The organism is Pseudoalteromonas sp. NGC95 (assembly GCF_015864705.1).
GTDB classification, from domain to species: domain Bacteria; phylum Pseudomonadota; class Gammaproteobacteria; order Enterobacterales; family Alteromonadaceae; genus Pseudoalteromonas; species Pseudoalteromonas arctica.
On the sequence record NZ_JADYWR010000006.1, the window covers coordinates 95798 to 120208 of the forward strand.

Annotated in this window: 22 protein-coding genes; 6 read left to right on the plus strand and 16 right to left on the minus strand. The window is 39.6% G+C overall.

Going from position 1 to position 24411, the window contains the following annotated elements; genetic code table 11:
• Positions 1-28: 28 nt before the first annotated feature.
• The 10 genes from I6E70_RS07490 to I6E70_RS07535 form a co-directional block, all read right to left on the minus strand.
• The gene (locus tag I6E70_RS07490) at positions 29-598 is read right to left on the minus strand and encodes a hypothetical protein (protein ID WP_002960153.1); all 570 of its coding nucleotides are present in this window, start codon (positions 596-598) and stop codon (positions 29-31) included.
• 1 nt (position 599) lies between these two features.
• Positions 600-1817 (minus strand): murein transglycosylase domain-containing protein, encoded by a 1218-nt coding sequence (locus I6E70_RS07495; RefSeq protein WP_197188410.1) that lies wholly within the window; start codon positions 1815-1817, stop codon positions 600-602.
• 19 nt (positions 1818-1836) lie between these two features.
• A complete protein-coding gene (locus tag I6E70_RS07500; protein WP_165735613.1) occupies positions 1837-2550 on the minus strand; it encodes a hypothetical protein in 714 nt (237 codons plus the stop codon).
• Positions 2550-3845 (minus strand): hypothetical protein, encoded by a 1296-nt coding sequence (locus I6E70_RS07505; RefSeq protein WP_121955187.1) that lies wholly within the window; start codon positions 3843-3845, stop codon positions 2550-2552. The genes I6E70_RS07500 and I6E70_RS07505 overlap by 1 nt, the downstream gene beginning before the upstream one ends.
• A 9-nt stretch (positions 3846-3854) precedes the next feature.
• Positions 3855-5222 (minus strand): hypothetical protein, encoded by a 1368-nt coding sequence (locus I6E70_RS07510; protein WP_197188411.1) that lies wholly within the window; start codon positions 5220-5222, stop codon positions 3855-3857.
• Entirely contained in the window at positions 5219-6349 is a 1131-nt protein-coding gene (locus I6E70_RS07515; RefSeq protein WP_197188412.1) for a hypothetical protein, read from the minus strand. The genes I6E70_RS07510 and I6E70_RS07515 overlap by 4 nt, the downstream gene beginning before the upstream one ends.
• Positions 6350-6357: 8 nt before the next feature.
• Complete coding sequence (locus I6E70_RS07520; RefSeq protein ID WP_197174328.1) at positions 6358-7260, minus strand: LPP20 family lipoprotein; 903 nt, start codon at positions 7258-7260, stop codon at positions 6358-6360.
• On the minus strand, positions 7260-7982 hold the full coding sequence (locus I6E70_RS07525) for a hypothetical protein (RefSeq protein ID WP_197188413.1): 723 nt from the start codon (positions 7980-7982) through the stop codon (positions 7260-7262). Before I6E70_RS07525 ends, I6E70_RS07520 begins: the two co-directional genes overlap by 1 nt.
• A gap of 304 nt (positions 7983-8286) precedes the next feature.
• Positions 8287-8904 carry a LysE family translocator gene (locus I6E70_RS07530; protein ID WP_197188414.1) on the minus strand — a complete coding sequence of 206 codons (618 nt, stop codon included), beginning with the start codon at positions 8902-8904 and terminating at the stop codon, positions 8287-8289.
• A gap of 71 nt (positions 8905-8975) precedes the next feature.
• On the minus strand, positions 8976-11438 hold the full coding sequence (locus I6E70_RS07535; protein ID WP_197188415.1) for a S9 family peptidase: 2463 nt from the start codon (positions 11436-11438) through the stop codon (positions 8976-8978).
• A gap of 166 nt (positions 11439-11604) precedes the next feature.
• Between I6E70_RS07535 and I6E70_RS07540 the strand changes: the two genes are divergently transcribed.
• The 3 genes from I6E70_RS07540 to I6E70_RS07550 all read left to right on the plus strand — a co-directional run bounded on the left by I6E70_RS07540 (position 11605) and on the right by I6E70_RS07550 (position 15169).
• Positions 11605-12600: a LacI family DNA-binding transcriptional regulator gene (locus I6E70_RS07540; protein ID WP_197188416.1), complete on the plus strand. Its 996-nt coding sequence runs from the start codon at positions 11605-11607 to the stop codon at positions 12598-12600.
• Positions 12597-13826 (plus strand): glycosyltransferase, encoded by a 1230-nt coding sequence (locus I6E70_RS07545; protein WP_197188417.1) that lies wholly within the window; start codon positions 12597-12599, stop codon positions 13824-13826. Before I6E70_RS07540 ends, I6E70_RS07545 begins: the two co-directional genes overlap by 4 nt.
• Before the next feature lie 116 nt (positions 13827-13942).
• Positions 13943-15169, plus strand: a complete 1227-nt coding sequence (locus I6E70_RS07550) for a threonine/serine ThrE exporter family protein (RefSeq protein WP_010553647.1) — start codon at positions 13943-13945, stop codon at positions 15167-15169.
• A 62-nt stretch (positions 15170-15231) separates the two neighbouring features.
• Here I6E70_RS07550 and I6E70_RS07555 read toward each other — a convergent pair whose 3' ends face one another.
• The 3 genes from I6E70_RS07555 to poxB all read right to left on the minus strand — a co-directional run bounded on the left by I6E70_RS07555 (position 15232) and on the right by poxB (position 18679).
• Complete coding sequence (locus I6E70_RS07555; protein ID WP_197188418.1) at positions 15232-16290, minus strand: alcohol dehydrogenase family protein; 1059 nt, start codon at positions 16288-16290, stop codon at positions 15232-15234.
• Positions 16290-16808 carry a TetR/AcrR family transcriptional regulator gene (locus tag I6E70_RS07560; RefSeq protein ID WP_197188419.1) on the minus strand — a complete coding sequence of 173 codons (519 nt, stop codon included), beginning with the start codon at positions 16806-16808 and terminating at the stop codon, positions 16290-16292. The genes I6E70_RS07555 and I6E70_RS07560 overlap by 1 nt, the downstream gene beginning before the upstream one ends.
• A gap of 146 nt (positions 16809-16954) precedes the next feature.
• Positions 16955-18679, minus strand: coding sequence for a ubiquinone-dependent pyruvate dehydrogenase (poxB, locus tag I6E70_RS07565; protein WP_197188420.1), 1725 nt, complete (start codon positions 18677-18679; stop codon positions 16955-16957).
• A gap of 321 nt (positions 18680-19000) precedes the next feature.
• Here poxB and I6E70_RS07570 point away from each other — a divergent pair, with 321 nt between their 5' ends.
• Both I6E70_RS07570 and I6E70_RS07575 read left to right on the plus strand, forming a co-directional pair.
• Entirely contained in the window at positions 19001-20656 is a 1656-nt protein-coding gene (locus I6E70_RS07570) for an RluA family pseudouridine synthase (RefSeq protein ID WP_197188421.1), read from the plus strand.
• Positions 20657-20833: 177 nt separating this feature from the next.
• Positions 20834-22753 (plus strand): tetratricopeptide repeat-containing diguanylate cyclase, encoded by a 1920-nt coding sequence (locus I6E70_RS07575; RefSeq protein WP_197188422.1) that lies wholly within the window; start codon positions 20834-20836, stop codon positions 22751-22753.
• A gap of 36 nt (positions 22754-22789) precedes the next feature.
• On the opposite strand, the gene I6E70_RS07580 is transcribed toward I6E70_RS07575, so the two are convergent.
• Genes I6E70_RS07580 through I6E70_RS07590 form a run of 3 tightly spaced genes read right to left on the minus strand, consistent with a single transcriptional unit; the run spans position 22790 to position 23605 of the window.
• The gene (locus I6E70_RS07580; protein ID WP_007377212.1) at positions 22790-23008 is read right to left on the minus strand and encodes a DUF6500 family protein; all 219 of its coding nucleotides are present in this window, start codon (positions 23006-23008) and stop codon (positions 22790-22792) included.
• Between the two features lie 29 nt (positions 23009-23037).
• Positions 23038-23292, minus strand: coding sequence for a hypothetical protein (locus I6E70_RS07585; protein ID WP_101216405.1), 255 nt, complete (start codon positions 23290-23292; stop codon positions 23038-23040).
• A 55-nt stretch (positions 23293-23347) separates the two neighbouring features.
• The gene (locus I6E70_RS07590) at positions 23348-23605 is read right to left on the minus strand and encodes a hypothetical protein (protein WP_197188423.1); all 258 of its coding nucleotides are present in this window, start codon (positions 23603-23605) and stop codon (positions 23348-23350) included.
• Positions 23606-23955: 350 nt separating this feature from the next.
• On the opposite strand from I6E70_RS07590, the gene I6E70_RS07595 reads away from it, so the two are divergent.
• The gene (locus I6E70_RS07595) at positions 23956-24381 is read left to right on the plus strand and encodes a hemerythrin domain-containing protein (protein WP_010553639.1); all 426 of its coding nucleotides are present in this window, start codon (positions 23956-23958) and stop codon (positions 24379-24381) included.
• Positions 24382-24411 lie beyond the last annotated feature (30 nt).

The window sequence follows — 24411 nt, forward strand, 5'->3', positions numbered from 1 at the left end:
AACTAAACTAGTAATATAGAATTTTTTATTACTTATTTAAACTATCTAGCTCTTTTTCAAGATCTTTCATCGCTTTTTGGGCTTTAAACTCTTCGTAAAGCGCTTCGCGTGAACTAGGATCTAGACGCTTACCAGATTGAGCTACTAGGTTATTAAATGTTTCTTGTGTATTGCTCATTACAACGAATGTACAAAGTTGCTTTACCCCGTCTAATTTAGCAAATGCAACTTCTTGTGGCACAGCACCCACAAGGCTTTGCTGTGCAACTTGCTTACTTACTTGCTCAAAAGTTCCACCAACGTTTAGCTCATCATTACTTTGTGCTTTACGTTGGTATAGCTTGTCCATAACGCTTGCTTTAACCTGTATTTGCTGAGATAAATCGGCGCGAGCAGCTGCAATTGCTTGTGCTCTGTCGGTTGACATACTGCCTGACCAAGGTACGCATGACGACGATGCTAAACCTTTATCAGACACAGGTAATAACACCCAACTTGGTACTGAATCATTTTTTGCTAACGGCTCCGACTGTGTTTTTTCAGTGCTTGAACACGCACCTAATGCTAAAGCGGCTATTAGAGGTAATAACTTTTTCATTTTAAATTCCTTTCAATTGCTTTTGATAATAAGCGGTGCGTTTTACCACTTTTTGTAAATAGTTACGGGTTTCTTGCGCAGGTAAATTGTTAACCATTAGGGTGTAAACCTTCTCAGCTGACATTGCATTAGCTGCAATACTTGCTTGGTTCAGTGATTTAGAGCCACTCAGCGTTTTGGCTACGTTACCTGGGCCAGTATTATAAGCGGCAATACTCATGTAAATTCTTGATTGCACATTACGTACATTTTTAAAGTAACGATTACTTAAAATATGCACATAAGTGCTGCCTGCTTCTACGTTATTATCAGCCTGAAATAAGTACTCAGGGCTAAGTAATAGCGGTTTACCTTGCAAAAAATTGCTCACATCTTTACCCGCTGAAGTAGGCACTATTTGCATTAAACCAAAAGCAGGAATTGGCGAGCGTGCAAGCGGATTAAAACTCGATTCGGTATGTATAATTGCCAATAACAGTGCGGGATCTAAGTTATAACGCTTGGCTTGCTGTTGGACTTCTGGTAGATAACGTTTTGCTTGGTTCGAAAGTATATTATCGGGCAATTTATAGCTAATTGTTACTCTGTCTTTTTGTTTAGTTATTACAGGTGCCTTTGCAGTGAGCACCTCTTTTACAATCTCTGTAGAGAGCACCGTTTGCTCGACTATTTTTTTAGCTTGAGTCGTTGTTGGTGACTTACTTTGCTCAACTTTTTTATTTAAAGGCTTACCCGTTGAGGTAAAGTTTTTGCTGTTTATTGTGTTATTTGCCGCAATATAAACGGGATCATTTGAAAGTGTTTTATTTACCGTTACTTGTGAAAGCTCATTTAATTGCTGCTTTGCATATTCAACTGCTTGCTCGTCGTTTTGGCTGTTTAATAACTCAACAACGACTTCACCACTTTCGAAATTTACACTCGTGCGTTTATTTAGATCATCACTGTATTTAACCCACACTGTTGAGCTTGGCAGATTTGGATCTTGCCACTTTTGGGTTACTTGTTCTAAATATGCATTTTGCGCATTATGCCAAGCACTTACAAACGCTTCAAATTCTTGCTTTTGCTGTTGTTCGTACTGACTAAACTCACTTTGACGCTTTTTTAAAAAAGCCTCAAATTCGGCTTCTTCACTTGTTTGAGCTAAGCTATTTAAGCTCATAGTTAAACAAGCTAAAGCGCTAATTTTTAGTAGTATTTTAACTTTTGAGTGCATTTTTTATATCCCTATAAAATTAAAAATAACTACTTAAATCATCAGCAGATAGATTATCAAACTCAGTTTGAGCAGCTAAGTTTAAACGCTTACAGTCTATGCTTTCACATCGCCGGGTTAACGAAATTACTTGCTTATAGCGCTTATTAACAAACCAGGTTTGTGCAACTGAGGCTCTCGCTTCGTCGAGTTTTAGCTCACTCGCTTTTAAATATTTATCGAGATAGCTTAAACGTTGCTCCTCTGGCGATTGATCCGCTGCTAATGCTACTGCATCAGACATCGTTGTAGGGTGATTCAATGCAACTTGCAATAAAGGGCGTAAGTTTGCTTTATCTTTTTGGCTACCAACTTGCCAAGCCGCTCTAATGGCAAGTCCAGCTTCGTTAATATCTTGCGCGGCAGGTGTTACAACACCAGTACAAGTTAACCATTCTTGCTGTTTTTCTTGCTCATAGTCCGTAATTTCAGCGTCAATAAAGCTTACCGACTCTGGCAAAGTAATATTGAGCTTATTAGCTAAAGTATTTTTAATAATACGACGATCAGGCAAGGTCAATGCATTTCGACATGCCTGCTCAAGCGCATTTTTTGCACTCGATTTTAACGCCATTACTCGGGCGTATTGACCATTAGCCTGACTTTTAAAAAAAGCAGTTTGTTGTTCAATGGTTTGCTCTGAGTCGAAAGTGGCCGAAGCCACCAACGAAAGCGCTAAAATAGGTGCTAGCATTAAAGTTCCTTTTCGCTCGCTACTTTACCTGATGCACCTTGGGGGTTAGCCGCTTTTTCGTTTAACCCACCGTGTGCTTTTATTTTGTGGCCGTAGTGACTTACACCGTTAACAGTTTGGCCATTATTACCTTCCATCTCTTTAGCTGCTTTGCGTGCCGTTGCCTCTAAGCTTGGCGCATAAACAGCTACGCTGTACTGCCAAAATCCATCATCACTTGCAAAACTTTTAACACTTACACCAGGTGGTAATTTACCTTTTGCAACGGTTGAATACTCGTCAGATGTTTTTAATTGATTTAAAAACGTACTGCGATCTTCTTCAAGAATTTCTACTTGTTGCGGATCATTTAAGTATGGGTCATCGTACTCAAACTGTTTAGTACCTTCCATTTGCTTTTCGTCAAAACTACCTTGCCAATACACTTTTTCACCTTGAATAGTGGCAAGCAACGCAGAACGCGCACGTGTTTGCGATTGCGATTTAGCAACGCCTTTAAGCTTACGAGCAACATTGCTGTTTCTATTTTGACGTGCAATTGCAGAGCCATAACCTAAAACGATAACTTCGCCAGTATCAGCGTTAGTAAGTACTTTGGCGCCAACCGGTGGTAAAACACCACTTTTAACATCACTGATTACTTGTTGGAAAATTACATTCGGTTCAGTAGTTACCGCTACGGCACCACGATTACCTTTAATTTGTGAACGTGTTTTAGGCGTTGAAATTAAGCTTACACGTACGCCTTTATCATCAATGTTGTCGTAAACGTCATAAGTAACAAAGCCCGCTAACGAACCCGATACAGACTCTTTACACGCCTCCATCATATTAGTTTGTTCGTTTGCCGTACCTTCAACGCCCGTATCAATAACATCCATTCTTGCAGACACTACATTGCTACATTGATGTTCAACACCTTTCATATTTTCAATTAATTGTTTTTTCGCAATTAAATAAGCTTGATTATAAGCACCGCGTTTAGACAGCAAAGTCGCATTCATATTTTCGTAGGTGTTATAACTAGCACTACCAATAGATAAAATACCGGTGCCACTACCAACTTGAATCATTTTAATACCGTCTTCGTTGTCATCCATCAGTGCCTGATGAGCAACAGCAACTGCAACGCTTGTATCTTTTGCAACCACTACATCGCCAGAAACTTCGGCTTGTTCAGCACCCACTACTTGCGCGCCTGGGCGAGCAGGTATCATATCTGTTAAGCTAAATTCTTCCTCTGCGATTGCAGGCATAGCTAAAACCATTGCTAATGTTAATATTTTTAATTTCATCATCTATCCTTATTTGTACCTGAGTGTAAAGTCGTCTTCGACTGTAATTTTTGAAAGGCTTTTTGCTGTTATTGTCATTAACGCCTGATCAAGCGCATGAGCAAGTTCCCCGGTGCTACCTTTAAATCTCAGGCTTGCTACGGTATATTTTTGCTGTTTATGTATAGATATATCGCTTACGCCACCTAACGTACTTAACACATCATGCAATTTTTCTGGTTGCGTTAGCTTATTGCTTGGCAACATGACTTCACGAACCAAGCCCCCTCTTGCAACTACTTGAGTAAATGCATTATTAAGGGCTTTATGAAGCGCTTTTGATTGTGACTCGCTCGCCAAATGTACTGCCATTAAATCTTTTTCTACGTAAGGAGCATTAGGCAACGACATAAATGAAGGATCGTTTTTCCACTGACCATAAATGTTTCCAGCTAAATCTCTAACGTCAGCACTTAAATAAAGTTGTCTGTTGTTAGCGCGCTTAATCACTTCAGATTTTGCATAAATAACTAAACTAGCCGCGTTACCAACTTCAATTCCTTGCTCGTTTAACCAAACTTTTAGTTCTTTTTTTAATGGTTCAGGCGCAATAACTTGCACTCTAGGTGAACCAATCATGCTCAGTAATTTAGATACTTTTTGAATAAGTGGTGCTTTTTCTACAACAGCCATAACGGTGACTTCCACACCACCATTTTGCAGTTCTCTGGTTTGCAGGGTTTGCCATTCTTTCACAAGCCCTTCACTATGACTCGAAAGCTGTTGCCCTATTAACTCTTGTATGTTTGTTGATTCGTTACCGTCAACAATATTCATACTTGTACTTGATGATTGCGTATGCTGCTGAGTAAGCCACACACCTACAACTTGCGATACAGCACGTTGCAAAGCATCTTGTTCTGCAATCGTCAGTGCTGTTTTACCTTCTTTTTTCCAGCCTTGGCCTATTACTGTCACACTAATATTTTGAGTGGTTTGTTGCCAGCTTTGCTCTTGCGGCTCTCCTAACTCTTGCGGGTTAAGGCTTACAGTCATGCATGTGTCGTTACCACTGAGTGTAGGCGTTGAGTAATTTAAAGGAACGGCACCAGCACTCAAACCTTCCATCATCATAGTCCGTTGTTGCTCATATAAGCTGGCGGCATCATTATCTAAACTTGTTGTTAAATGTTGCTGCGCACTTTGGGTTGTTAGGCTTTTATTACCTTTAATAAAACTTATAAGCTCAGCACTAGCCTGGGTTTTTGCACCCGAAATAGCCGTACTACCTCGTCCATATGCACATGCCTGTGTTTGTAGCGTACCATCAGACAATACATCCACTTGAGCTTGCGCACTCAAGGAACATAATGCTAATAAACCAAGCTTTTTGATCATGTACGGCTCTCCAAAAAGTCAGCGGGAGTACCGACCGATACAGCAAATATTTTTGTACCATTTGACGGTCGATAAATACCATTTTCAGCTTTGTTTTTAACATCATCTGCTGCATCGGAGTCTTTCCAACGAATAATTTCACCATTTGCACTACTACGCGAAGGGTTAACATTCGCAACGCCAATCGGTTCAACAAATCCTGCCTCATAGCTAAAAATTATCATTGTTTCGTTAGGAAGTACGCCTGCATTTTGACCTCTATCTAAACTAATTTTGTTCCCTTTAATACCTAAAACTTGCGCTGTGGCAGGCATTTCACTCAACATACGGGTAAGCAAAATATCAATACCACGCGATCCCATATCGCTGAGTACTGCATTTACATGAGCACTTTGATCAAAGTGAAAACCTGCGACGTAGCGTCCGCTTACAGTCGTAAATTTTAACTCCGAGCGATCACGTACATCTTCAGATTTAACGCGAATCTTTCCTAAATTAGGATGCGATAGCTTTTCACGTGTTTGCGGATTTATCACACCGGTTGTTAGCTCTAATGTGTAATCGGCCCAATCTGTAATCGCGCCTTCAGTTTTTAGTGTTCTTAATGAATCAATTTTTACCACAAAATCGGGGATTAATGCTTTAACTTCGGCACGTTTGGCCGCTGTTTTTAAGCCTTGCTGTTGTAAAATTAATTGTTGTTCCTTTGAAATAGCATCATCATCACGCGTTACTATTCTAAAGCGATTAATTCCTGCAAATTGATTTTCGAGCATTAGCAATAAGTTTTGGTTGTCAAACTCGCGCATAGCATCAACACCAATACCACTGCCATTTACACCAGCTAAATCAAAGTACATGCGTACAATTGGTTTTTTAAGCGGACAACTATCTGTTTCTGTATTTGCATCAAACGTGCAACGCTCTAAACCTTGGGTATCAAAATATGCAGGCATAGCTATATCCGCGTCATTAAATATATAAGCACTTTTGGCTATTACGGTATTCGAGGCGTTGTTACTAACCAACCCTGATTGTGTAGCACTTCCTTGTTTAGGTGAAGAGTTACAACCTGCTAATAAGGCGAGTGTAAATGCTGATAGAGTTAAGTTTTTTATTAATTTCATTACCATTCCTAAATATCGAACAGCCACTGACTAGCAGGCGCTTTAAGTTGTTGTATTAAATTGTTAATCGCTTTTTGTTTTGCATTTTCTTGTGTCGTGGCACTTTCCTGCGCAAAAAGATCCTGTTGTAGTAATACTTTGAAAGGACTTGAACTTCGCGTAAGCGCTAGAGTTAAAATAACTTTGGCTGAATAATTATTATTAGATTTGGCGTACTGCCAACGTATTTGGGGACGCATCCATAAACGTGTATCGCCGCTATGTGGGAGTGCATTATTTAGTGCTGATTTAATTTCGCTAATATTATTAGCACCGATCACATCACAAGAAACAGCATTTAATGCTTTTGCTTGCTCATTCAATAAATTATTTAAAGTCGATTGAATTAATAGCTTAGGCCCAGAAAGGAGCTCTAATACTGCTAGCTTTTTTGCCGCAACATCAAGACCTCCACTATTTTTAAGTGCCCAAATGAAACGCTGTTCGTTGTCATTTTTTGGCGCAGAGATACGAGAAAGTTTTAATAAATCAGATTTTAGGTTTTTAACTAAAGCCGATTTTTTAACTCCCATTTTTAAAGCAAATAAGTTATTTTGCTCAAGCGTATTTAACTCCTCTAGTCCAGTTAATGTAAACGGTAAACTAGTTAAGGTTGTTGCTTGTTCAAAATAATTGCTTGCTTGGTTGTCCTGCTTTATGAGCTTTTGTAATTGCTGCGTACTTACATCAACGCTTAGTTGAGTAGTAATATCGGCTATAGCCGCTTGCTTTGCAGCTAAGCGACTCTCACCAATCCCAACCGCAGTAATATATTCATCACTTTTTTGCGGTTGAGTTACCCAATCTGGCCAGTTTTGAGCTGAGCAGCTAAAAGCACATGCTATAAAAAAAGCAAAAATGCTTGTTTTCATTAACCTTTCGCTTCTTGCTCAAGTTGTAACTCATTTATTGCAGTAATTGTGGCTTGCTCAAGTTCTATAATTTCGTTTGCTTCAAGCGCTAACGCAAGTTGATCTTTTGCTTTAATAAGAGCTGTGCCTATATCTTTAGGATCCTCTTCTTGCTCAGCATTCTCTTCATCGCTTGAAAGCCATGAATTGACAAGATTTCCACCCATTTTTAAAGCTGTTACTTTGGCTATGACAGTGCTGTGCTGGCTTAAAATATAAGCAGATTTAGCAATCTCTACCGTTAAATCAGTCGCAAGTTCAACATTTTGCTGATAAATACCTTCGTTCGCTAAGTTATAAGCTGCTATTTTATAACCAATTTCTTCATCTTTATTCTTTGCTCCTGCGTCAAACTCTTCGATTGCAGCTTGAAGTTGCTCTGGTGTCGACTTTTGATGGGCATATAAAAAGGCTTGTACATCACGGTAGTTATCAGTTTGAGTGCGGTATTCACCCATAACTTTTCGTTGACGCTCAAGGATAATAGCTGACATATTTAAAAATTCGTCAATACCTACCTGTACAGCCACCGGGTGAAAATAGCCAAGTGTATCCATTCGAGTAGTCAACTCAGCAACTGCAGTATTGCGGTCTAAATTAGCAGAAGTACTAGTATCGGTTGTTGAAACACAACCAGCAAAAAGAGGTACGAAAATAAGTGCGGATAGAATAGCTTTTTTCATGAGGTAATTCCCTATACATTAAAAAGGCAAGAAAGCACAAAGCTAAGCAGTTGACTTGATTCATTCTTCCTTGAATATGAGATTAGAATTACCGAATTTGTAAAAAAATGCAACACGGAAAATTAATAAATTTATATTACCAGCAACAAAAAAACAAACAAATGTAACCACGACAAGGCGTTCAGCTTAAGTTAATACTTTTGTCTCATTTTTGTATGATAGCTCTATTTATTTAGTTTTATATAAAAAACCTTGCAAACTGTACAAATATCGCTCAACCACATTTATTATTAATCTTGAATAATTAGTCCAACGATAACCACACACCTACAGCAACCATTAAACTACCAGCAATACGGTTCATCCATTTAATATTATCGCCACGGGCTAAAAATAAACGTAAGCTTTTACCGCCTGTTGCGTAAGCTAACATACTTAAAAACTCGGTGGTCATTATAACGCCAAGCAATACTAAAAGCTGAGGGGCTACAGCATGCTCAACACTAATAAACGGCGGTAATAACGAGATCATAAACGCCCACCCTTTAGGGTTAGCAATTGCGGTTACAAAACCTTGCGTAAATAACGACTTTCTACTTACGTCATTTGGTTTTGAGGTATCAACCGACATTTTGCCTTTGGCTCGCCACATGTTAACGCCAATGTAAATTAAGTACGCACCGCCTACCCACTTTAAAATGGCAAATGCATCTGGGTAATTTAGCATTACGCTTGCAACGCCTAATACCGCAGCTATGGCAACGGTTGCTACGCCTAGCAGCTCACCTATCATCATCCATAATGTGCGGCGCACGCCAATGCTCATACCGAGTGTCATGGCAAGGGTCATACACATACCAGGCGTTATCGACACAAAAAAGAACGTAGGAATAAAAACCGCAAGTGCTGCTACATCAATCATTAATTTACTCTCATATTAAAAGCAAAAACGCGGCTATAAGTAGCCGCGCTGTTGCTTACTCATGTTTATTACTATTGCCCAGTACTTACCACGGGTTCAGTAATAACCTCTACTGGCTCTGCTGTACCATTTAACAAATACTTATCTAACCACTGTTCTTGTTCCCACAATACATGTAATAAGCTTTTACGCGCACGGTAACCATGTGCTTCGTAAGGGAGCATTACTAAGCGAGCATCTTTACCTAAACCTTTTAGCGCTGCGTACATGCGCTCACTTTGCATTGGGAAGGTTCCTGAATTAGGATCTTCTTGACCGTGGATCATTAGCATTGGCTCATTGATTTTTTCAGCGTGAAAAAACGGCGACATATTAGCGTACACACTTTGTGCTTGCCAAAAGTCACGTTCTTCTCCTTGAAAACCAAACGGCGTTAATGTGCGGTTATACGCGCCACTGCGGGCAATACCTGTTTTAAATAAATCGCTATGAGCCAATAAGTTAGCAACCATAAATGCACCGTATGAGTGCCCTGCTATGGCAATTTTATCTTTATCGGCAATGCCTTTTTTAACTAATACATCAACAGCTGCTTGCGCACTTGATACTAGCTGCTTTCTAAAGTTATCGTTTGGCTCGCTGCCATCAATACCCACTATTGGCATTTTAGGGTCGTCAAACACGGCAATCCCTTTAGCAAGATAAGGCATTGGCCCCCAATAACCAATGTAGGTAAATGCATAAGGCGATTCGCGTACTTGTGATGCTACGGCTTTATCTTTGTATTCAAGTGGGTAAGCCCACATAAGTACCGGTAACGGGCCTTGTGTTTTATCGTACCCTGGTGGTAAATAAAGCGTGCCCGAAAGCTCAACACCGTCGTCGCGTTTATAACGTAATTGCTCTTTAGTTACGCCTTTAAATGCAGGGTACGGGTGCTCAAATGTCGTTAATTGCGTTAGCGTGTCGTTATCTAAATCACGTATAAAAAAGTTAGGTTGCTCAGTTTTAGATTCGCGAATAGTAATAAATCGCTCACCTTCGTCGTCAAGCAGAGCGCGTACACGCTCGTAGTATGGCGCTTCTGATTGCCATAAACGCTTGCTGCTATTTGTTTTAACATCGTATTGGTCTAAAAACGGGATATTACCTTGCTCTGAAGCTCCATTACCGCGCAGGTAAATATAACGCCCGCCTACAATTTTAATTACGTTTGCGCCTAAATCGTTGCGCTCGTAAATTGCATTACCAGGGTCTTTATACGCGTCGTTGTAACTACGCTCTGAAAATAGCACGCGGTTTCTGTCGGCATTTCGAGGTTGTACAACAAAGGTGCGTACTTGGCGATCGCTAAAGCGCCAGTCTGTCAGCATTGCTACGTTTTCGTTACCCCACTCTATTCCCGAATAACGACGTTCTACTTTGGCAAATAATTTAGGCTCGCGTTTAAAGGGGGCACGTAAGCTGTAAACATAATCATGATGCTCAACGTCGGTTTTCATATCGCCGCCATCTTGCGCCTGCGCCCAAATAACCTCTGCACCTTGGTCTGCTCGCCATTCAAAATCGCGGCGGCCAGTGCGTACACTGTCGTAACCTTGTGGAATGTTATCGGCAAGTGGCTGTTTTGCCAGCTCTGCTAATGCATAGCCGCGCATGCCCCATATTTGCCATGTGCTTGCAAATCGGCTGTAAGGCACTTGATACGAAAACGGCTCATTAATACCGGCTACTAAAATATTGGTAGAATCAGGTGACACCGAAAATGATTTAAATAAAGAAGGGCTACCTATTGCTTGAGTATTGCCATCAAGCGTTATGTAAGCCAGTTGTCCTTGACCGTAAAACTTAAATTGTGATTCATCAAACGGGCTGGTTAATAAATTTTGGTAAGTACGTGCTGGCGCTTTTTCGCCAGTACTTTGTTGAATAACAGGCACTACATTTTGGCTGTTATTTTCAAGCTTTGGTTTACCAAAATTAACAGCAAGATTTGCAACAATGGCGCTGCTATCTGGCAGCCATCTATATGGTGAGGCAGTTAATACCGAATTTAATGCAGCGCTTGAAAGCTCTTTTGCTTGTTTGGTTTCAACGCTGTAAAGCCATAAGTTGGCTTGGGTTGGTTGCTCAACAATAAAGGCCAAATATTGACTATTAGATGACCACTTAGGAGAACGAATAATGCCATTAGGTAAGTTGTTAATACTGATAACCGACCCGCTTTGAACATGCTTTAGCTCCACGGCACTAAATTTGGCACTCACACGAGAGCGCGAAAAATTAGCGGGGTTTAGCTTAATACCAGCAAGCTTAAGCTCTTCTTTTGCAAGTTCATCAAGGGTTACTACACGTTTGCGTGCAAAAAGCGCTAGCCACTGGCCATCGCTCGATAAGTAACTAGTGGGTGCTAACTTAGCGTCAACCAAAGCTGCAAGTTCGGGTGATGGGGTTTGATAGCCCTGCTCGGCGTAACTTGTTGGTACTAATGCCGCACAACAAATAAAGGCAACTAACAGCCTAAAAGCGCTCATGTTTTTATCCTTTTGTTATTTTTTACTCTTATAGGCGTATATAAACACGTTTTGCTTTGTTCATAAAGTATTAAGGTAAGTTAAACACCTCTAAAAGATGACTTAATAGTGCTGATTAAGCTAAACTACAGCGCTATTTATTCACCACTGCGGTACTTAAAATACAATGCATAACAAAGCCAAATCAGTCACTATTTTTGATGTTGCAGAACGTGCTGGTGTATCAAAATCAACCGTATCCTTGGTGCTTACCCAAAGCGATAAAGTGGGCAATAAAAGTAAACAAAAAATACTCAAAGCGATTGATGAGCTAGGGTACGTTTATAATCGTGATGCCGCTGCTATGCGCTCAAAGCGCTCAAATTTAGTGGCCATAGTAATAAACGATTTAACTAACCCAGCTATGGCACACCTTGCTACCAGCCTACAATTTTTGTTAAACGACAATGGCTTACAAGCCATGATTGTAAGCAGTAATAATAGTCTTGAACTACAAGCAAACGCAGTTAAAAACTTAAAAGAATACAACGCTGCTGCATTTATTATTTGCCCCGTTGCTAGTACTTGCCCCAAATGGCTTGATACGCTCAGCGCGCAACACAAAGTAATTACCGTAATGAGTGAAGTGCCCTTTAGCGCAGCTCCTTGTGTATTACCCGACTATAAAAAAGCCAGCCACGTAGCCAGTATGCATTTGCTCTCACAAGGCGTGACAAACATTGCATTTATAGGCAGTGAACTTACTTTAAGTGATTCACAAGCACTACAAAGTGGCTTTAATACCGCTTGCACGCAGCACAGCATTACACCATTAGCATCCATTTACTGCGCAGTAAACACAGCCCTTAGCGCTAAAAATGCATTTATAGAAGCATATAAACACAACCCAACATTAAACGCAGTCGTGTGTGCAAACGATATTATTGCTCAAGGTGTTATTGCTGCTATTAACTCATTAACACATCACTGTATTAAAGTGGTGAGCTGCCACCATATTCCTAATAGCGCGGTTGTAAATGATCACTTAACCACCGTCGCTATAAGTACAACCGATATAGCCAAGCGGTGTCTTTTAATACTGCAAGAGCTACTACAAAATACAGCCCCGCCAGTAAAAACACTGGTAAATGTAAACTTACAAATTAGAGATTCTAGCCAATGAAAAAAGTGCTGGTAATTGGCTACGTATGGCCAGAGCCAAATTCGTCTGCTGCGGGAACGCACATGATGTCGTTATTAAATGCATTTAGAGCGCAAAACTGGGACGTTGAATTTGCAACGCCCGCGCAGCGCACCGACCACATGGTAAACCTTGACGACTTCGGCATAACCAGCCAAAGCATTGCGCTAAACTGTGACAGTTTTGACGAATACGTTAAAGCCTATAATCCAGATATAGTCATGTTTGACCGTTTTATGATGGAAGAACAATTTGGCTGGCGCGTCGATAAACACTGCCCACAAGCCATTAAAATTTTAGATACCGAAGATTTACAATGTCTGCGTAACGCTCGCCACGAAGCGTTTAAAGGTGAGCGTGAATTTACAACCAGCGATTTACACTCAGACATAGCAAAACGCGAAATTGCCGCTATTTTACGCTGCGACCTAAGCTTAATTATTTCAAGTTATGAAATGAGCCTGCTAAACAGCGTATTTAAAATAGAGCCAAGCTTATTACACCATTTACCGTTTATGGTCGATTTAAGCTCACTGCCTACAAGTACAAAAACGTTTGAGCAGCGCCAGCACTTTATGACCATAGGTAACTTTAGACACGCGCCAAACTGGGATGCTGTACTTTACCTACAAAAAATATGGCCACTTATTCGCAAGCAGCTACCAAAAGCAGAACTACATATTTATGGCTCTTACCCACCACCAAAAGCCACGGCACTAAATAACCCTAAAACAGGGTTTTTAATAAAAGGCTGGGCCGATAATGCATTTGATGTAATGCAAAGCGCACGCGTATGTTTAGCACCACTGCGTTTTGGTGCAGGCATTAAAGGTAAATTGCTTGAAGCCATGATTATGCAAACACCCAGCGTTACCACCAATATTGGCGCAGAAGGCATGCATAACGATTTACCATGGCCGGGTAAAATAGCCAACACCGCCGATGACTTTGCCAACGCTGCCATTGAAATGTACACCAATCAAAGTGACTTTGAACAAGCGCAGCAAGATGGTAATACACTCCTTAATACGCTGTACGATAAAGCCCAATTAAGCGCAGCGTTAATTCAAAAAGTCGATTCAATAAGTAGTGATTTAAACGCTCATCGCGAAAAAAACTTCACAGGCCAAATGCTCAAACATCATACAATGCGCAGCACTCAATACATGTCGCAATGGATAGCTGAAAAAAATAAAAAATTAGATTAAAAATGACTAGACACGCACCAATTAGTGTTTAAAATCGCGCCCATCAAACGTGGGCATTTTTAGCTGTATTGTCTATATTTTTAGCTTAGTTATCGCAATATTTGGTCCAAAAAGATTTGAAAACTGCAACCTTTACAGAAAAACGCAAATTTATCGTTAAATTAGGTAAGATGCTTCACAAGTATGGTACGCCTGCTTACCGCCTAGAAGCCCACCTAATGGAAGTGGCTACATACTTAGGACTTAAATCGTCGTTTGTTATGTCGCCAACCTCTGTAACGTTTGTTATTTGGACCGATGGCCACGAAGACGAATATACCCATGTTGCACGTGTAGACCCTGGCGATCACGATTTAGGCTCACTTGCCGACACCGACGACCTTGTAAACCAAATGCTTGACGACAAGCTAAGTTTACAAGAAGTTGATGCGCAACTAGACGCTATTTTTGTAATGCCAAACCCATACAATAAACTTGTTACGGGCGTTGCGTTTGCAACTTCTGGTGGTGCGTTTGCCATGTTAATGGGTACTAGCTGGACTGATGTTATTTGGTCATCGCTTCTTACTTTAGTTGTTTATGTGTTTGTGCTTTGGTCTGGGCGCTCAAAACGCGTAGCACATATGCTTGAGCCATTAGTAGCAATAATATCGGCCATACTTGCCTGTGCAGTAAGCGTATACATAACACCTGAAATAAACATACGCTTGGTGGTACTTTCGGCCATTATTGTGTTTATACCCGGTTTAGCACTTGCGCTTGGCTTAGCTGAGCTGGCAGCACGGCACTTAGTCTCTGGTACTGCGCGAGTCATGGACTCGTTTATGCTGCTATTTAAACTGTATTTTGGCGGTTTTATTGGCATAGGTATTGGCTTTGCACTTTTTGGGCAAGCTGATTTTGTACAACCTGAGCCATTACCAAAGTGGACCGCATGGCTGGCTATATTTTTACTTTGTAGCAGCCTAATCGTTATTTTTAGAACCAAACTTAAACACGCAGTTTGGTCTATTGCATCAGGCTTTATAGCGTACGGCACCAGTATTGGCTCGGCTATGTACCTTGATTACACGTTAGGTACGTTTGTAGGTGCTTTATCGGTGGGTATATTTAGTAACTTGTTTAACCGCGTTGCTAATGCGCCGGCCTCTATTGTTGCCATGCAAGGTTTAATTGTATTAGTACCAGGAAGCAAAACGTATATTGGCTTAAACTCACTTATTGAAGGCCAAGACTTTGTATATGCAGAGCACATAGGCCAACAAACGTTTTTAATATTTATGTCGCTTGTTGCAGGACTAATATTTGCAAACGTAGCCCTACCGCCTAAAAAGAGTTTGTAAAATCCCCTTTGAGGCAAAAGCTCGCTGCGCTTTTTACAGCATCGCGAGCTTTTAAAATAAACTTAATCACTATGAGGGATAGTTAATACAATCTTACCCACGTGTTGTTTTTCACTAAAGGCCTGCTGTGCATTTACTATTTGTGTAAGAGGAAAAGTATGCGCCACGATTGGCTTTATTTTTTCTTGCTCAATAAAGCGTATTAAGTTTTTAAATACCCCAGCCTCTAACACTGTGCAGCCAAAAAAGCTTAAATCTTTTAAATAAAGTGTGCGTATATCAAGCTCAACTAACGGGCCACCAATTGCACCCGAAACCGCATAACGCCCTTTAGGTTTTAATACGTCTAATAATTTAGGCCATTGCTCACCAGCAACTAAATCAACAACAACATCTATACTGTTTTTCCCTAATGTTTGGACTAAATCGTCTTCTCGAAAAATAACTTTATCTGCACCTAAATCTTTTAATTGCTGCGCCTTACTTTTACTCGTAAGAGCCACAACGTACGCACCACGCGCTTTAGCTAGTTGCACTGCAGCTGAGCCTACGCCACCAGATGCACCAGTAATTAAAACGGTTTCGCCGTGTTTTGCGTTAGACCTATAAAGCATGTTTTCGGCTGTGGAGTACGAGCAAGGAAATGACGCAAGTTCCACATCACTATAATGACTATTAACTTTATAAGCATGGCTTGCATCAACAGAGGTATATTGTGCAAAACCACCATCGCATTCAGAACCAAAATACCACGGTGTTTCAAGCTCTTTACCAGCAGCATTAACAATACAAGGCTCAATAAGTACACGCTCGTCAATTCTACTTGGCTTTACATTATTGCCAACAGCAACAATAACACCGCACACATCAGCACCTTGAATACGTGGAAATACCAGAGCATTACCAGACCAACTTGCATCTTCACTACCTTCATCTTGTTTAGAATACCAAGCTAAACGCGTATTTAAATCGGTATTATTAACACCCGCTGCCATAACTTTAATTAAAACATCGTCTTCGCCAAGTGTTGCTAATGCTATGTCTGCCGTGTATTTAAGCATACTAAAATCACCATGCCCTGTAAGCTGAACACCTTGCATGGTTTTTGGTAAATCAGTCATTAGCTTTTCTCCTTCATTAGTAATAAAGCACTTTGCTGCGCAGAAATAACAGCGGTGTCACCCATTACAGGCCATGCACTCGAAACGCCTTCGTGTAGTAAAAATAAAACATCGGCAAGTGGCTGCTGTAAACTTTGCTGCGCAAGCAATTGCCTCACCTCATTTTTGTGTTTTTGCACGGCGCTACTAATTTCTAAATCATCAGGAAAAGCACTAAGCGCATTAATCGACAAACAGCCATTAGGGGCAAATTGCTCCATCCAATGCTTTAATCGTGAAAAAATATGCACTATGCAATCGGCTCCCTTAGCTGGAGCGTTTTCGAGTAAAAATGCGATATAGCGCTGATGTCGATACTCAAGTGCAGCAACGATCATTGCTTGTTTTGAAGGGTAATATTTGTAAAGCGTGCGAAGGCTAACGCCACTCAGCTTTTGCAATTTTGCGACGCTTGGCTCAGCAAAGCCATACTGACTAAAGGCGACTTCTAAAGCCCCTGCTATTTCTTGTTTAAGCATAGTATTAAACTCATGTAGAACGAACACTCTACCCACATGGTAGAGCATTCATTCTACATGGTCAATATTCAAAAAATTATACGGTTTTATTAATTAGCACTCGTGCAATTTTAGAGCGCTATCAATTTCTAAGAAAAGTAACTCACTTAGCGTGACCAGTTAGTTTTGGCAAGCTCTATAATTTCGTTTCCTTTGCCGTTTATAAGCGCCTTCATCATGTAAACGCTAAAGCCTTTTGCTTGCTCTAGTTTAATTTGCGGCGGCATTGAAAGCTCTTGTTTTGCGGTATCTACTTCTAAAACAACAGGTCCTGAGTGGTTCATCATCTCGTTCATTGCCGATGGTAATTTTTCAGGGTCGTCCACATGAATCCCTTTTAAGCCACAAGCCTCTGCAATTTTAGCAAAACTTGGGTTTTCTAAATCAGTATCGCTTGATAAAAACCCACTGGCTTTCATTTCCATGGCCACAAAACTAAGTGAGCGATTATTATAAACAACAATCTTTATTGGTAAATTAAGCTGTTTAAGCGAGATTAAATCGCCCATTAACATCGAAAAGCCACCATCGCCACACATTGCAATTACTTGGCGGTCTCTATCAACAGATTGGACCCCCATTGCCTGCGACATCGCATTTGCCATAGAGCCATGATTAAACGAGCCAATTAAGCGACGCTTACCATTCATTGATAAATAACGCGCAGCCCACACTGTTGGCGTACCTACGTCACAAGTGAAAACAGCATCGTCAGCCGCTTGCTCGTTGAGTAAACGTGTTAGGTATTGCGGGTGAATTAAATTTTGCGAGGTTTTGCCACTGGCAAGTTCATCAAGATCTTGTCGAGACTCTTTGTAGTTTTTAACACTCTTTTGTAAGTGTGAACTTGTACGCTCACCTTTAATATAATCAAGCAGTGTGGTCACTGAATTTTTTGTGTCTCCTAATACGCCACAATCAATTTGAACGTGTCGCCCAAGTGACGCTGCCTGATTATCAATTTGCAATATGGTGGTATTTTCGGGGTAAAAAGCACGATAAGGAAAACTAGTACCAATCATAAGTAACGTATCGGCTTCTTGCATTGCATGATAGCCCGACGCAAAGCCAATAAACCCAGTCATACCAACATCGTAAGGGTTATCGTACTCAATAAATTCTTTACCGCGCATGGCATGCACTATCGGTGCTTGTAATTTTTCGGCTAGCGCAACAATTTCGTCGTGGGCATCCTTACAACCAGCACCACACAACAAGGTTACTTTTTTACTTTTATTAAGATGAGTTGCCATCGCTTCAATATCAGATAAAGCGGGGGTATACGTTGCTGGTTTTGGCACGTTCCATTTTGGCTTAATAGCTTTGGGCATATCTTTTAATGCAATGTCGCCAGGTAGCACAAGTACACTCACGCCTTTGTTTAGTATTGCTTGTCGCATTGCGGTTTCTAGCAGGTACGGCATTTGCTCAGGGCTCGAAACCATTTCACAATATACACTGCATTCTTTAAATAATTCTTGCGGATGGGTTTCTTGAAAATAACTACTGCCAATTTCAGATGAAGGAATGTGTGCGGCAATAGCTAATACCGGTACATTATTGCGCTGACAATCAAATAAGCCGTTAATTAAATGAAGATTACCTGGCCCGCAAGAACCCGCACACACCGCAAGCTCGCCTGATAAATGCGCTTCGCCACCGGCTGCAAATGCGGCAACTTCTTCATGTCGCGTTCCTAACCATTCAATTGTTCCCATTTTTCGCAGACTTTCACTAATGCCGTTAAGTGAATCGCCAGTTACTCCCCAAATACGTTTTACGCCAGCTTGTTCAAGGGTTTTAGTGATAAAACTTGCGATATTTTGACTCATAATATAGAACTCCTAAATATTCAGTTATTCTGTAAATTGATTTTTCGTCTCTGCTCTATCAAGTAAGTCATCGTTTCGAAATGCGCTCAATTATTGAGAATCGATAAGCTTAGGTATTTTGATAATGATAGACATATTACTACCGAGACTTTACTAACAAACGGTACTACTAGGTTTGCTGTGCCCCCATACTGATACATAAAACATGAATGTCCGCTTTAAAGTGTTTATGAATATGCGGGTGCGAGATTTTTAGTGGCTTAACTATGAATATGTTATTATGCGCTCAATTATTTTACTGAATGCTTTTCTCTTACTTCTATGTCAAATTCTGCTTTGTGCTTTACATTATTTTCTCAAAATATTGATTCTCTCGCGCTTCCTGAAAAGTTTACTTTCCCTTTTTATTACGAGCCGCAACCTTTAGCTGTAGCAGCCACAAAACAATTACAGCAACAGCTTGAAACGTTAACGCATTTAAAAGCAGAAAATGCAGGTAAAATGTTTGGGGTTTTAGTGGTGCAAAATGCTAAGCAACAATTAGGCTTTTTAAGTGCTTATTCGGGGCAAATTGAAGGTGATAAAGGTAATATTAGCTTTGTGCCGCCTGTTTCTAGCATGCAGCTGCAAGACGATAGCTATTTGACTCAAAGTAAAATAATTAACGATATTAATGCTCAAATTGAGCAGTTAGAAAATAGTGAACAACTGCATGAAGTTAATAGCAAACTTGATGATGCAACACAAAGCTACCAGCAAGCACTATTAGCCCAACAGGCAGTAATACAAGCCGGTCGCCAGCAACGTAAAATACAACGTACCGAAGGCGAATTAGAGCTTAGCGAAAGTGATTTTGAGCAGTTAAAAAATAAGCTTGCAGGGCAAAGTATCGTAGAAAAAAAGCAACTGCTGGCACTTAAAGCCTATTGGCAAAATATAATCGAGTCACTGCAGCAAACACACATCAATATTTCTGATGAAATTGCTCATTTAAAAAAGCGCCGTAAAACGCTTTCTAAAAGCTTACAAAAAAAGTTATTTGCGCAGTACCAATTTTTAAATGCAAATGGTGAAACTACAGACTTAAATGCTATTTTTGCAGCATTACCTGAGCACACTCCTCCTTCGGGTGCTGGCGATTGTGCAGCGCCTAAATTATTACAATACGCCTATAAGCATGGTTTAAAACCACTTGCTATGGCAGAGTTTTGGTGGGGAGCAGCACCTAAATCAGCAATTAGGCAGCATAAAAACTACTACCCTTCTTGTTACAGTAAATGCCAACCAATACTTGGGCACATGCTAAAGGGCTTAAACGTTGAAGATAACCCGCTACTTATCAACCCAGCTCAGGGTAAAGATTTAAGTATTGTTTACAAAGATGACGACTTACTTGTGGTAAATAAGCCCGCTGAGTTTTTATCTGTGCCTGGCGTTAATATTGATGACTCAGTTTATATGCGAATCAAAACGCAGTTTCCAGAGGCTTCAGGCCCGCTAATTGTGCACAGGTTAGATATGTCGACCTCAGGGTTATTGATGATCGCACTTAATAAACGCGTGCACAAAGCACTGCAAAAGCAGTTTATTGAACGCACCATAGATAAACGTTATGTCGCGTTAGTTAATGGTAACGTAGCTGAGGATAGCGGAGTAATTGATTTACCATTAATGCTCGACTTTGATGATAAACCGCGCCAAATGGTGTGTTACAAACATGGTAAGCCGTCGCTTACTACCTGGCAGGTTTTAGAGCGTAACAACAACATTACCCGATTACAGTTATACCCTAAAACAGGGCGAACTCATCAATTAAGAGTGCATTGCGCACACAGTTTAGGTTTAAACTTGCCAATTATAGGCGACACACATTACGGACAAAAAGCCGAACGATTACATTTACATGCAGAATACTTAGCATTTACTCACCCAATTACACTTAAGCGATTAGAGTTTGAAGTAGCCGCAGATTTTTAATAAAAACACATAGCTACAACGACTATATTATACAATGTGTTGGTTTTTATTAATTAAATTGATATCGTTTATGGTCTTATTTTTTCAATAATGAGTATAAAAAACTGTTCAAGCCCAAGTTTATTAAGCAATGTAGAAAAGTATTTCCTAATAAAAATAAGTCAGCAAAGGATTAACATGACTAACAATACACAAATAAAGGTTTTAGGTAATACTTTATGGGCAAAGTATATTGTTCTCCTTTTATTTTTACTTTTAAGTAAGCTTGCCTCAGCTAACGGCGACTCATTAAGTGCAACTTTACATGCGCTAGACTTTGACACGACTCAAGTCCTGATCAACAACATAAAACTGAATGAATTAGACTATCTTCAAAATGAAGACAAACTTACTCAAGCGTTTAAAATAAGCAAAGAGCAAAATTGGGAAAACCTTCATCTAGAAGCGGCCGCTTTGTATGCGGAGTTACTTTTTAGACAAGAAAAATATGAAGCGTTAAACACACACTTATCCTATTACTTAAAGAACAAAGAGTTACCAAATCAAAAAAGTGTATATTTATTATTTCTCGAATCACAACTCAAGTCTCTAGCGAGGGAGCCAAACCCAGCTCCAGCACACACGCTAGCCACAAAATTAGAAGAAAGCTTGCAACAGCATTCAACTAAAGAAAAAATCATTATTTTACGAGCACTTGCTTACTATTACACCGATACAGATTCATTGAAAAAGACCCTAAATGTTGCTCTAGAGGGGCTAGAATTAGCATTAAAAGATGACGATTCAGCATCTCAAGGATACTTTTTTAGAAAAATAGCCGATGCATACAATTATCTAAACGAAAAAGACAAAGCCGTATATTATGCAAAAAAAGCAGTTGCAGCATATGAGCAAACACAAGATGGGCTTTTTACTGCAAAAGCATATTGGAGTTTAGGCAATATATTGCTTGAGATAGAAAAACCTAAAGATGCCTTAATATACCTAGACAAAGCATTGCTCTATTTTAAAAAAGCTAATATGCAAAAAGGCTTAACCTTTGCTCAGTACTCAATTGCCAGTATTGAATACTTACAAGCAAACTACGATAAAGCATTAACTTTAACTAAAGAAAACATTGAGCTTGCTCGTTCTGCAGGTGTTCACGACATGCAACTCGCATCGCTCATTTTGTTAGCTGACATATATATAAAACTAAATTTACTTGATCAAGCAAATGAAGCAAACGATGAGGTGTTTTTAAAATTAGATAAATTCAGCCGCAGTATTTATAAAGCCGATTTTTTAGGTAAACGCTATGAGCTAAAGCGACGCCTTAACTACACTGACGAGGCTTTTGAAGCAATTGAACAAAAGCTCCTTTATACAAAAAAACACTACGAAGCAACTAGTGAAAATAATATAAAAACACTACAGGTGCAGTTTGAAGTAAAAGAAAAAGAAGAAAAAATACAGCAACTAGAGTACGCAAAAGACATTAGTGAACTACAAGCTAAAGAAGAGTACCAACAAAAAATAATTTGGCGACTCAGCGCTGCTATTGCATTTATTTTAGTGATTGCTTCATTATTTTTATTTTATCGGCAAGCTCGACAACGTCAAAAATATCACGATATTTCATTAACAGATTATCTAACAAATTGCCCTAATCGCAGAGGAATAATGCGCGCAGCAGAAGCAAAGCTTGGTGAAGGTAAAATGACGATAGCGATTATTGACTTAGACTACTTTAAAAAAGTTAACGACCATTTTGGTCACGATGTTGGAGATTTAGTTCTTATTGCCTTTGCAAAAGCTGCAAAAGAAACACTATGTAATGATCATCAGTTTGGTCGTTACGGCGGCGAAGAGTGGTTATTTGCACTAAATACGGTTGATGAACGAATAATTCGCGATATATTTAACCGACTCGCCATTAGCTTCGCCGAGCATTGCAGTAATATAGAAGACCTTCCTAGTGATACAAAAATCACCTTTAGTACAGGGGCCTCTGTAAGTGGCCCTTTAAAAAGCACACTAGATGTTCTTATTAAGCATGCAGATAAATTACTTTATAAAGCAAAAGAAAACGGAAGAAACCAAGTCGTTGTTGATTAAATAAGCACAGCTAAAAGTATTGGCTCATTTACTTGACTAAAGTCCGTCTAAAACCATTTGTTTAATTTTATGTGCTTTTACAAAATGATCTAATTTATGGGTGTGTATCCACCAAGTAGCAGCTTCCATAAGTAGCTCTGGGTCGTCGTTTTTATTAGCAAAAAATGCATAAAAAGAAAGCCCTACATTTTCGCCTTTAGCTGCTATTTTTTTATCGCACACGGTAATTATTTTTGCTCTTAGTTCTTCCCTCATACATACCTTATTTAATTATATTTTTACTATTAAAATACGCCATTTAAAACGCTAACGATTAGCTGTAAAAGGCTTCTATCAACCAAGCCATGATTCTCAAGCTCTTTATTAGGCGTATTTACTTTTGCAGCTTTGCATTCATTATCTAATGTCTCATTTTTACGTGTATCGGTTTCGTATGCAATATCTGCTTGTTCCATACATTTTGCCGAGCCTGCGTAAGGCTGTGCCGCACAAGCGCTTAGTAATAAAAAAAGTGGAATTGCTATCAATAATTGCTTCATAACTAATCCTATTTTTACGCAACTTATTTACTTTAAATTACAGCTGCAAGTTAGCCTATTTACTTTCTACCACCATTACAAAAAATTCAAAAAAGAACGTACCGATAATATCAAAAAAAGTGTCATTTTTTTCATCCTTTTTAATTTGTGCGCTAATGCATTGATTATAAACTTCTGAGCTTGTTTGAGCGCCATTTCGATCAACCGTTTCAGCCTCTTCAATGCATAAGTTAGGGTCAGAACGTGGGGCTGTACTACGGGCACTTAGTAAAGCGCACAGCAATAATGCGGCGATGGGGCTTTTTATGTTCATCCTTAAACTATCCTATTAAGTTAACGTGCTACCTGCATTTATACCGATTGGTATTATATGTGGGAGTAATACATATAGATTGTACCTAAATAATGTTGCTACTTTATCACTGCAATAAAATAAACAACCAGTAAATATTTGTAAGGTTCTGTAGGAATTTATACTCACTTCTATAATTGAACTATGTAAAAGCCTGAAATTATTGCATTCATATCACTGTAAAATTTACAGTGATAGCAGCCTAAAAATAAAAAATCAAAATAAAAGCAATAAAATACATCAACTTAATATTTGGCATTTAGTTTGCTAGTCTTAGTGATATAAGCAAATAAATTGTAAAAGGATTAGTTATGAATATTTTTGAAGCACTACGTCATGACCATGACAAACAACGAGAATTAGTAGATGCGCTTATTCAAACGCACGGCGACACAGAGCAGCGCCACGAGCTAATGGACGAGCTAAAAACAGAATTAGAACAACACGCAAAATTTGAAGAACGTTACTTTTACAATCCACTTATGTTTGATGACTTAACTCATGAAAAAGCGCGCCACAGCGTAGCTGAACATCACGAAATTGATGAATTAATTGAACAACTTGAAGATACCGAAATGAGCTCGTCTGCATGGTTAGTTGCAGCTAAAAAGTTGCACCATTTAGTACATCATCATTTAAGTGAAGAAGAACACGAAGTATTTCAATTAGCGGGTAAAGCACTAACCGAAGGGCAAAAACAAAGCTTGGCAAAGCAGTATAATGATGCAATGCACTAATACTTTTTATTTGTGAGTAACTTTACTCAC

Excerpts from the sequence above, each read along its gene's own strand:
- I6E70_RS07525 (WP_197188413.1), bottom strand. The coding sequence starts at position 7,982 with ATGAAAAAAGCTATTCTATCCGCACTTATTTTCGTACCTCTTTTTGCT.
- I6E70_RS07590 (WP_197188423.1), bottom strand. The coding sequence starts at position 23,605 with ATGAACATAAAAAGCCCCATCGCCGCATTATTGCTGTGCGCTTTACTA.
- I6E70_RS07570 (WP_197188421.1), top strand. The coding sequence starts at position 19,001 with ATGTCAAATTCTGCTTTGTGCTTTACATTATTTTCTCAAAATATTGAT.
- I6E70_RS07520 (WP_197174328.1), bottom strand. The coding sequence starts at position 7,260 with ATGAAAACAAGCATTTTTGCTTTTTTTATAGCATGTGCTTTTAGCTGC.
- I6E70_RS07580 (WP_007377212.1), bottom strand. The coding sequence starts at position 23,008 with ATGAGGGAAGAACTAAGAGCAAAAATAATTACCGTGTGCGATAAAAAA.
- I6E70_RS07500 (WP_165735613.1), bottom strand. The coding sequence starts at position 2,550 with ATGCTAGCACCTATTTTAGCGCTTTCGTTGGTGGCTTCGGCCACTTTC.
- I6E70_RS07555 (WP_197188418.1), bottom strand. The coding sequence starts at position 16,290 with ATGACTGATTTACCAAAAACCATGCAAGGTGTTCAGCTTACAGGGCAT.
- I6E70_RS07515 (WP_197188412.1), bottom strand. The coding sequence starts at position 6,349 with ATGAAATTAATAAAAAACTTAACTCTATCAGCATTTACACTCGCCTTA.
- I6E70_RS07540 (WP_197188416.1), top strand. The coding sequence starts at position 11,605 with ATGCATAACAAAGCCAAATCAGTCACTATTTTTGATGTTGCAGAACGT.
- I6E70_RS07595 (WP_010553639.1), top strand. The coding sequence starts at position 23,956 with ATGAATATTTTTGAAGCACTACGTCATGACCATGACAAACAACGAGAA.
- I6E70_RS07575 (WP_197188422.1), top strand. The coding sequence starts at position 20,834 with ATGACTAACAATACACAAATAAAGGTTTTAGGTAATACTTTATGGGCA.
- I6E70_RS07585 (WP_101216405.1), bottom strand. The coding sequence starts at position 23,292 with ATGAAGCAATTATTGATAGCAATTCCACTTTTTTTATTACTAAGCGCT.
- I6E70_RS07535 (WP_197188415.1), bottom strand. The coding sequence starts at position 11,438 with ATGAGCGCTTTTAGGCTGTTAGTTGCCTTTATTTGTTGTGCGGCATTA.
- I6E70_RS07560 (WP_197188419.1), bottom strand. The coding sequence starts at position 16,808 with ATGCTTAAACAAGAAATAGCAGGGGCTTTAGAAGTCGCCTTTAGTCAG.
- I6E70_RS07545 (WP_197188417.1), top strand. The coding sequence starts at position 12,597 with ATGAAAAAAGTGCTGGTAATTGGCTACGTATGGCCAGAGCCAAATTCG.
- I6E70_RS07490 (WP_002960153.1), bottom strand. The coding sequence starts at position 598 with ATGAAAAAGTTATTACCTCTAATAGCCGCTTTAGCATTAGGTGCGTGT.
- I6E70_RS07530 (WP_197188414.1), bottom strand. The coding sequence starts at position 8,904 with ATGATTGATGTAGCAGCACTTGCGGTTTTTATTCCTACGTTCTTTTTT.
- I6E70_RS07505 (WP_121955187.1), bottom strand. The coding sequence starts at position 3,845 with ATGAAATTAAAAATATTAACATTAGCAATGGTTTTAGCTATGCCTGCA.
- I6E70_RS07495 (WP_197188410.1), bottom strand. The coding sequence starts at position 1,817 with ATGCACTCAAAAGTTAAAATACTACTAAAAATTAGCGCTTTAGCTTGT.
- I6E70_RS07510 (WP_197188411.1), bottom strand. The coding sequence starts at position 5,222 with ATGATCAAAAAGCTTGGTTTATTAGCATTATGTTCCTTGAGTGCGCAA.
- poxB (WP_197188420.1), bottom strand. The coding sequence starts at position 18,679 with ATGAGTCAAAATATCGCAAGTTTTATCACTAAAACCCTTGAACAAGCT.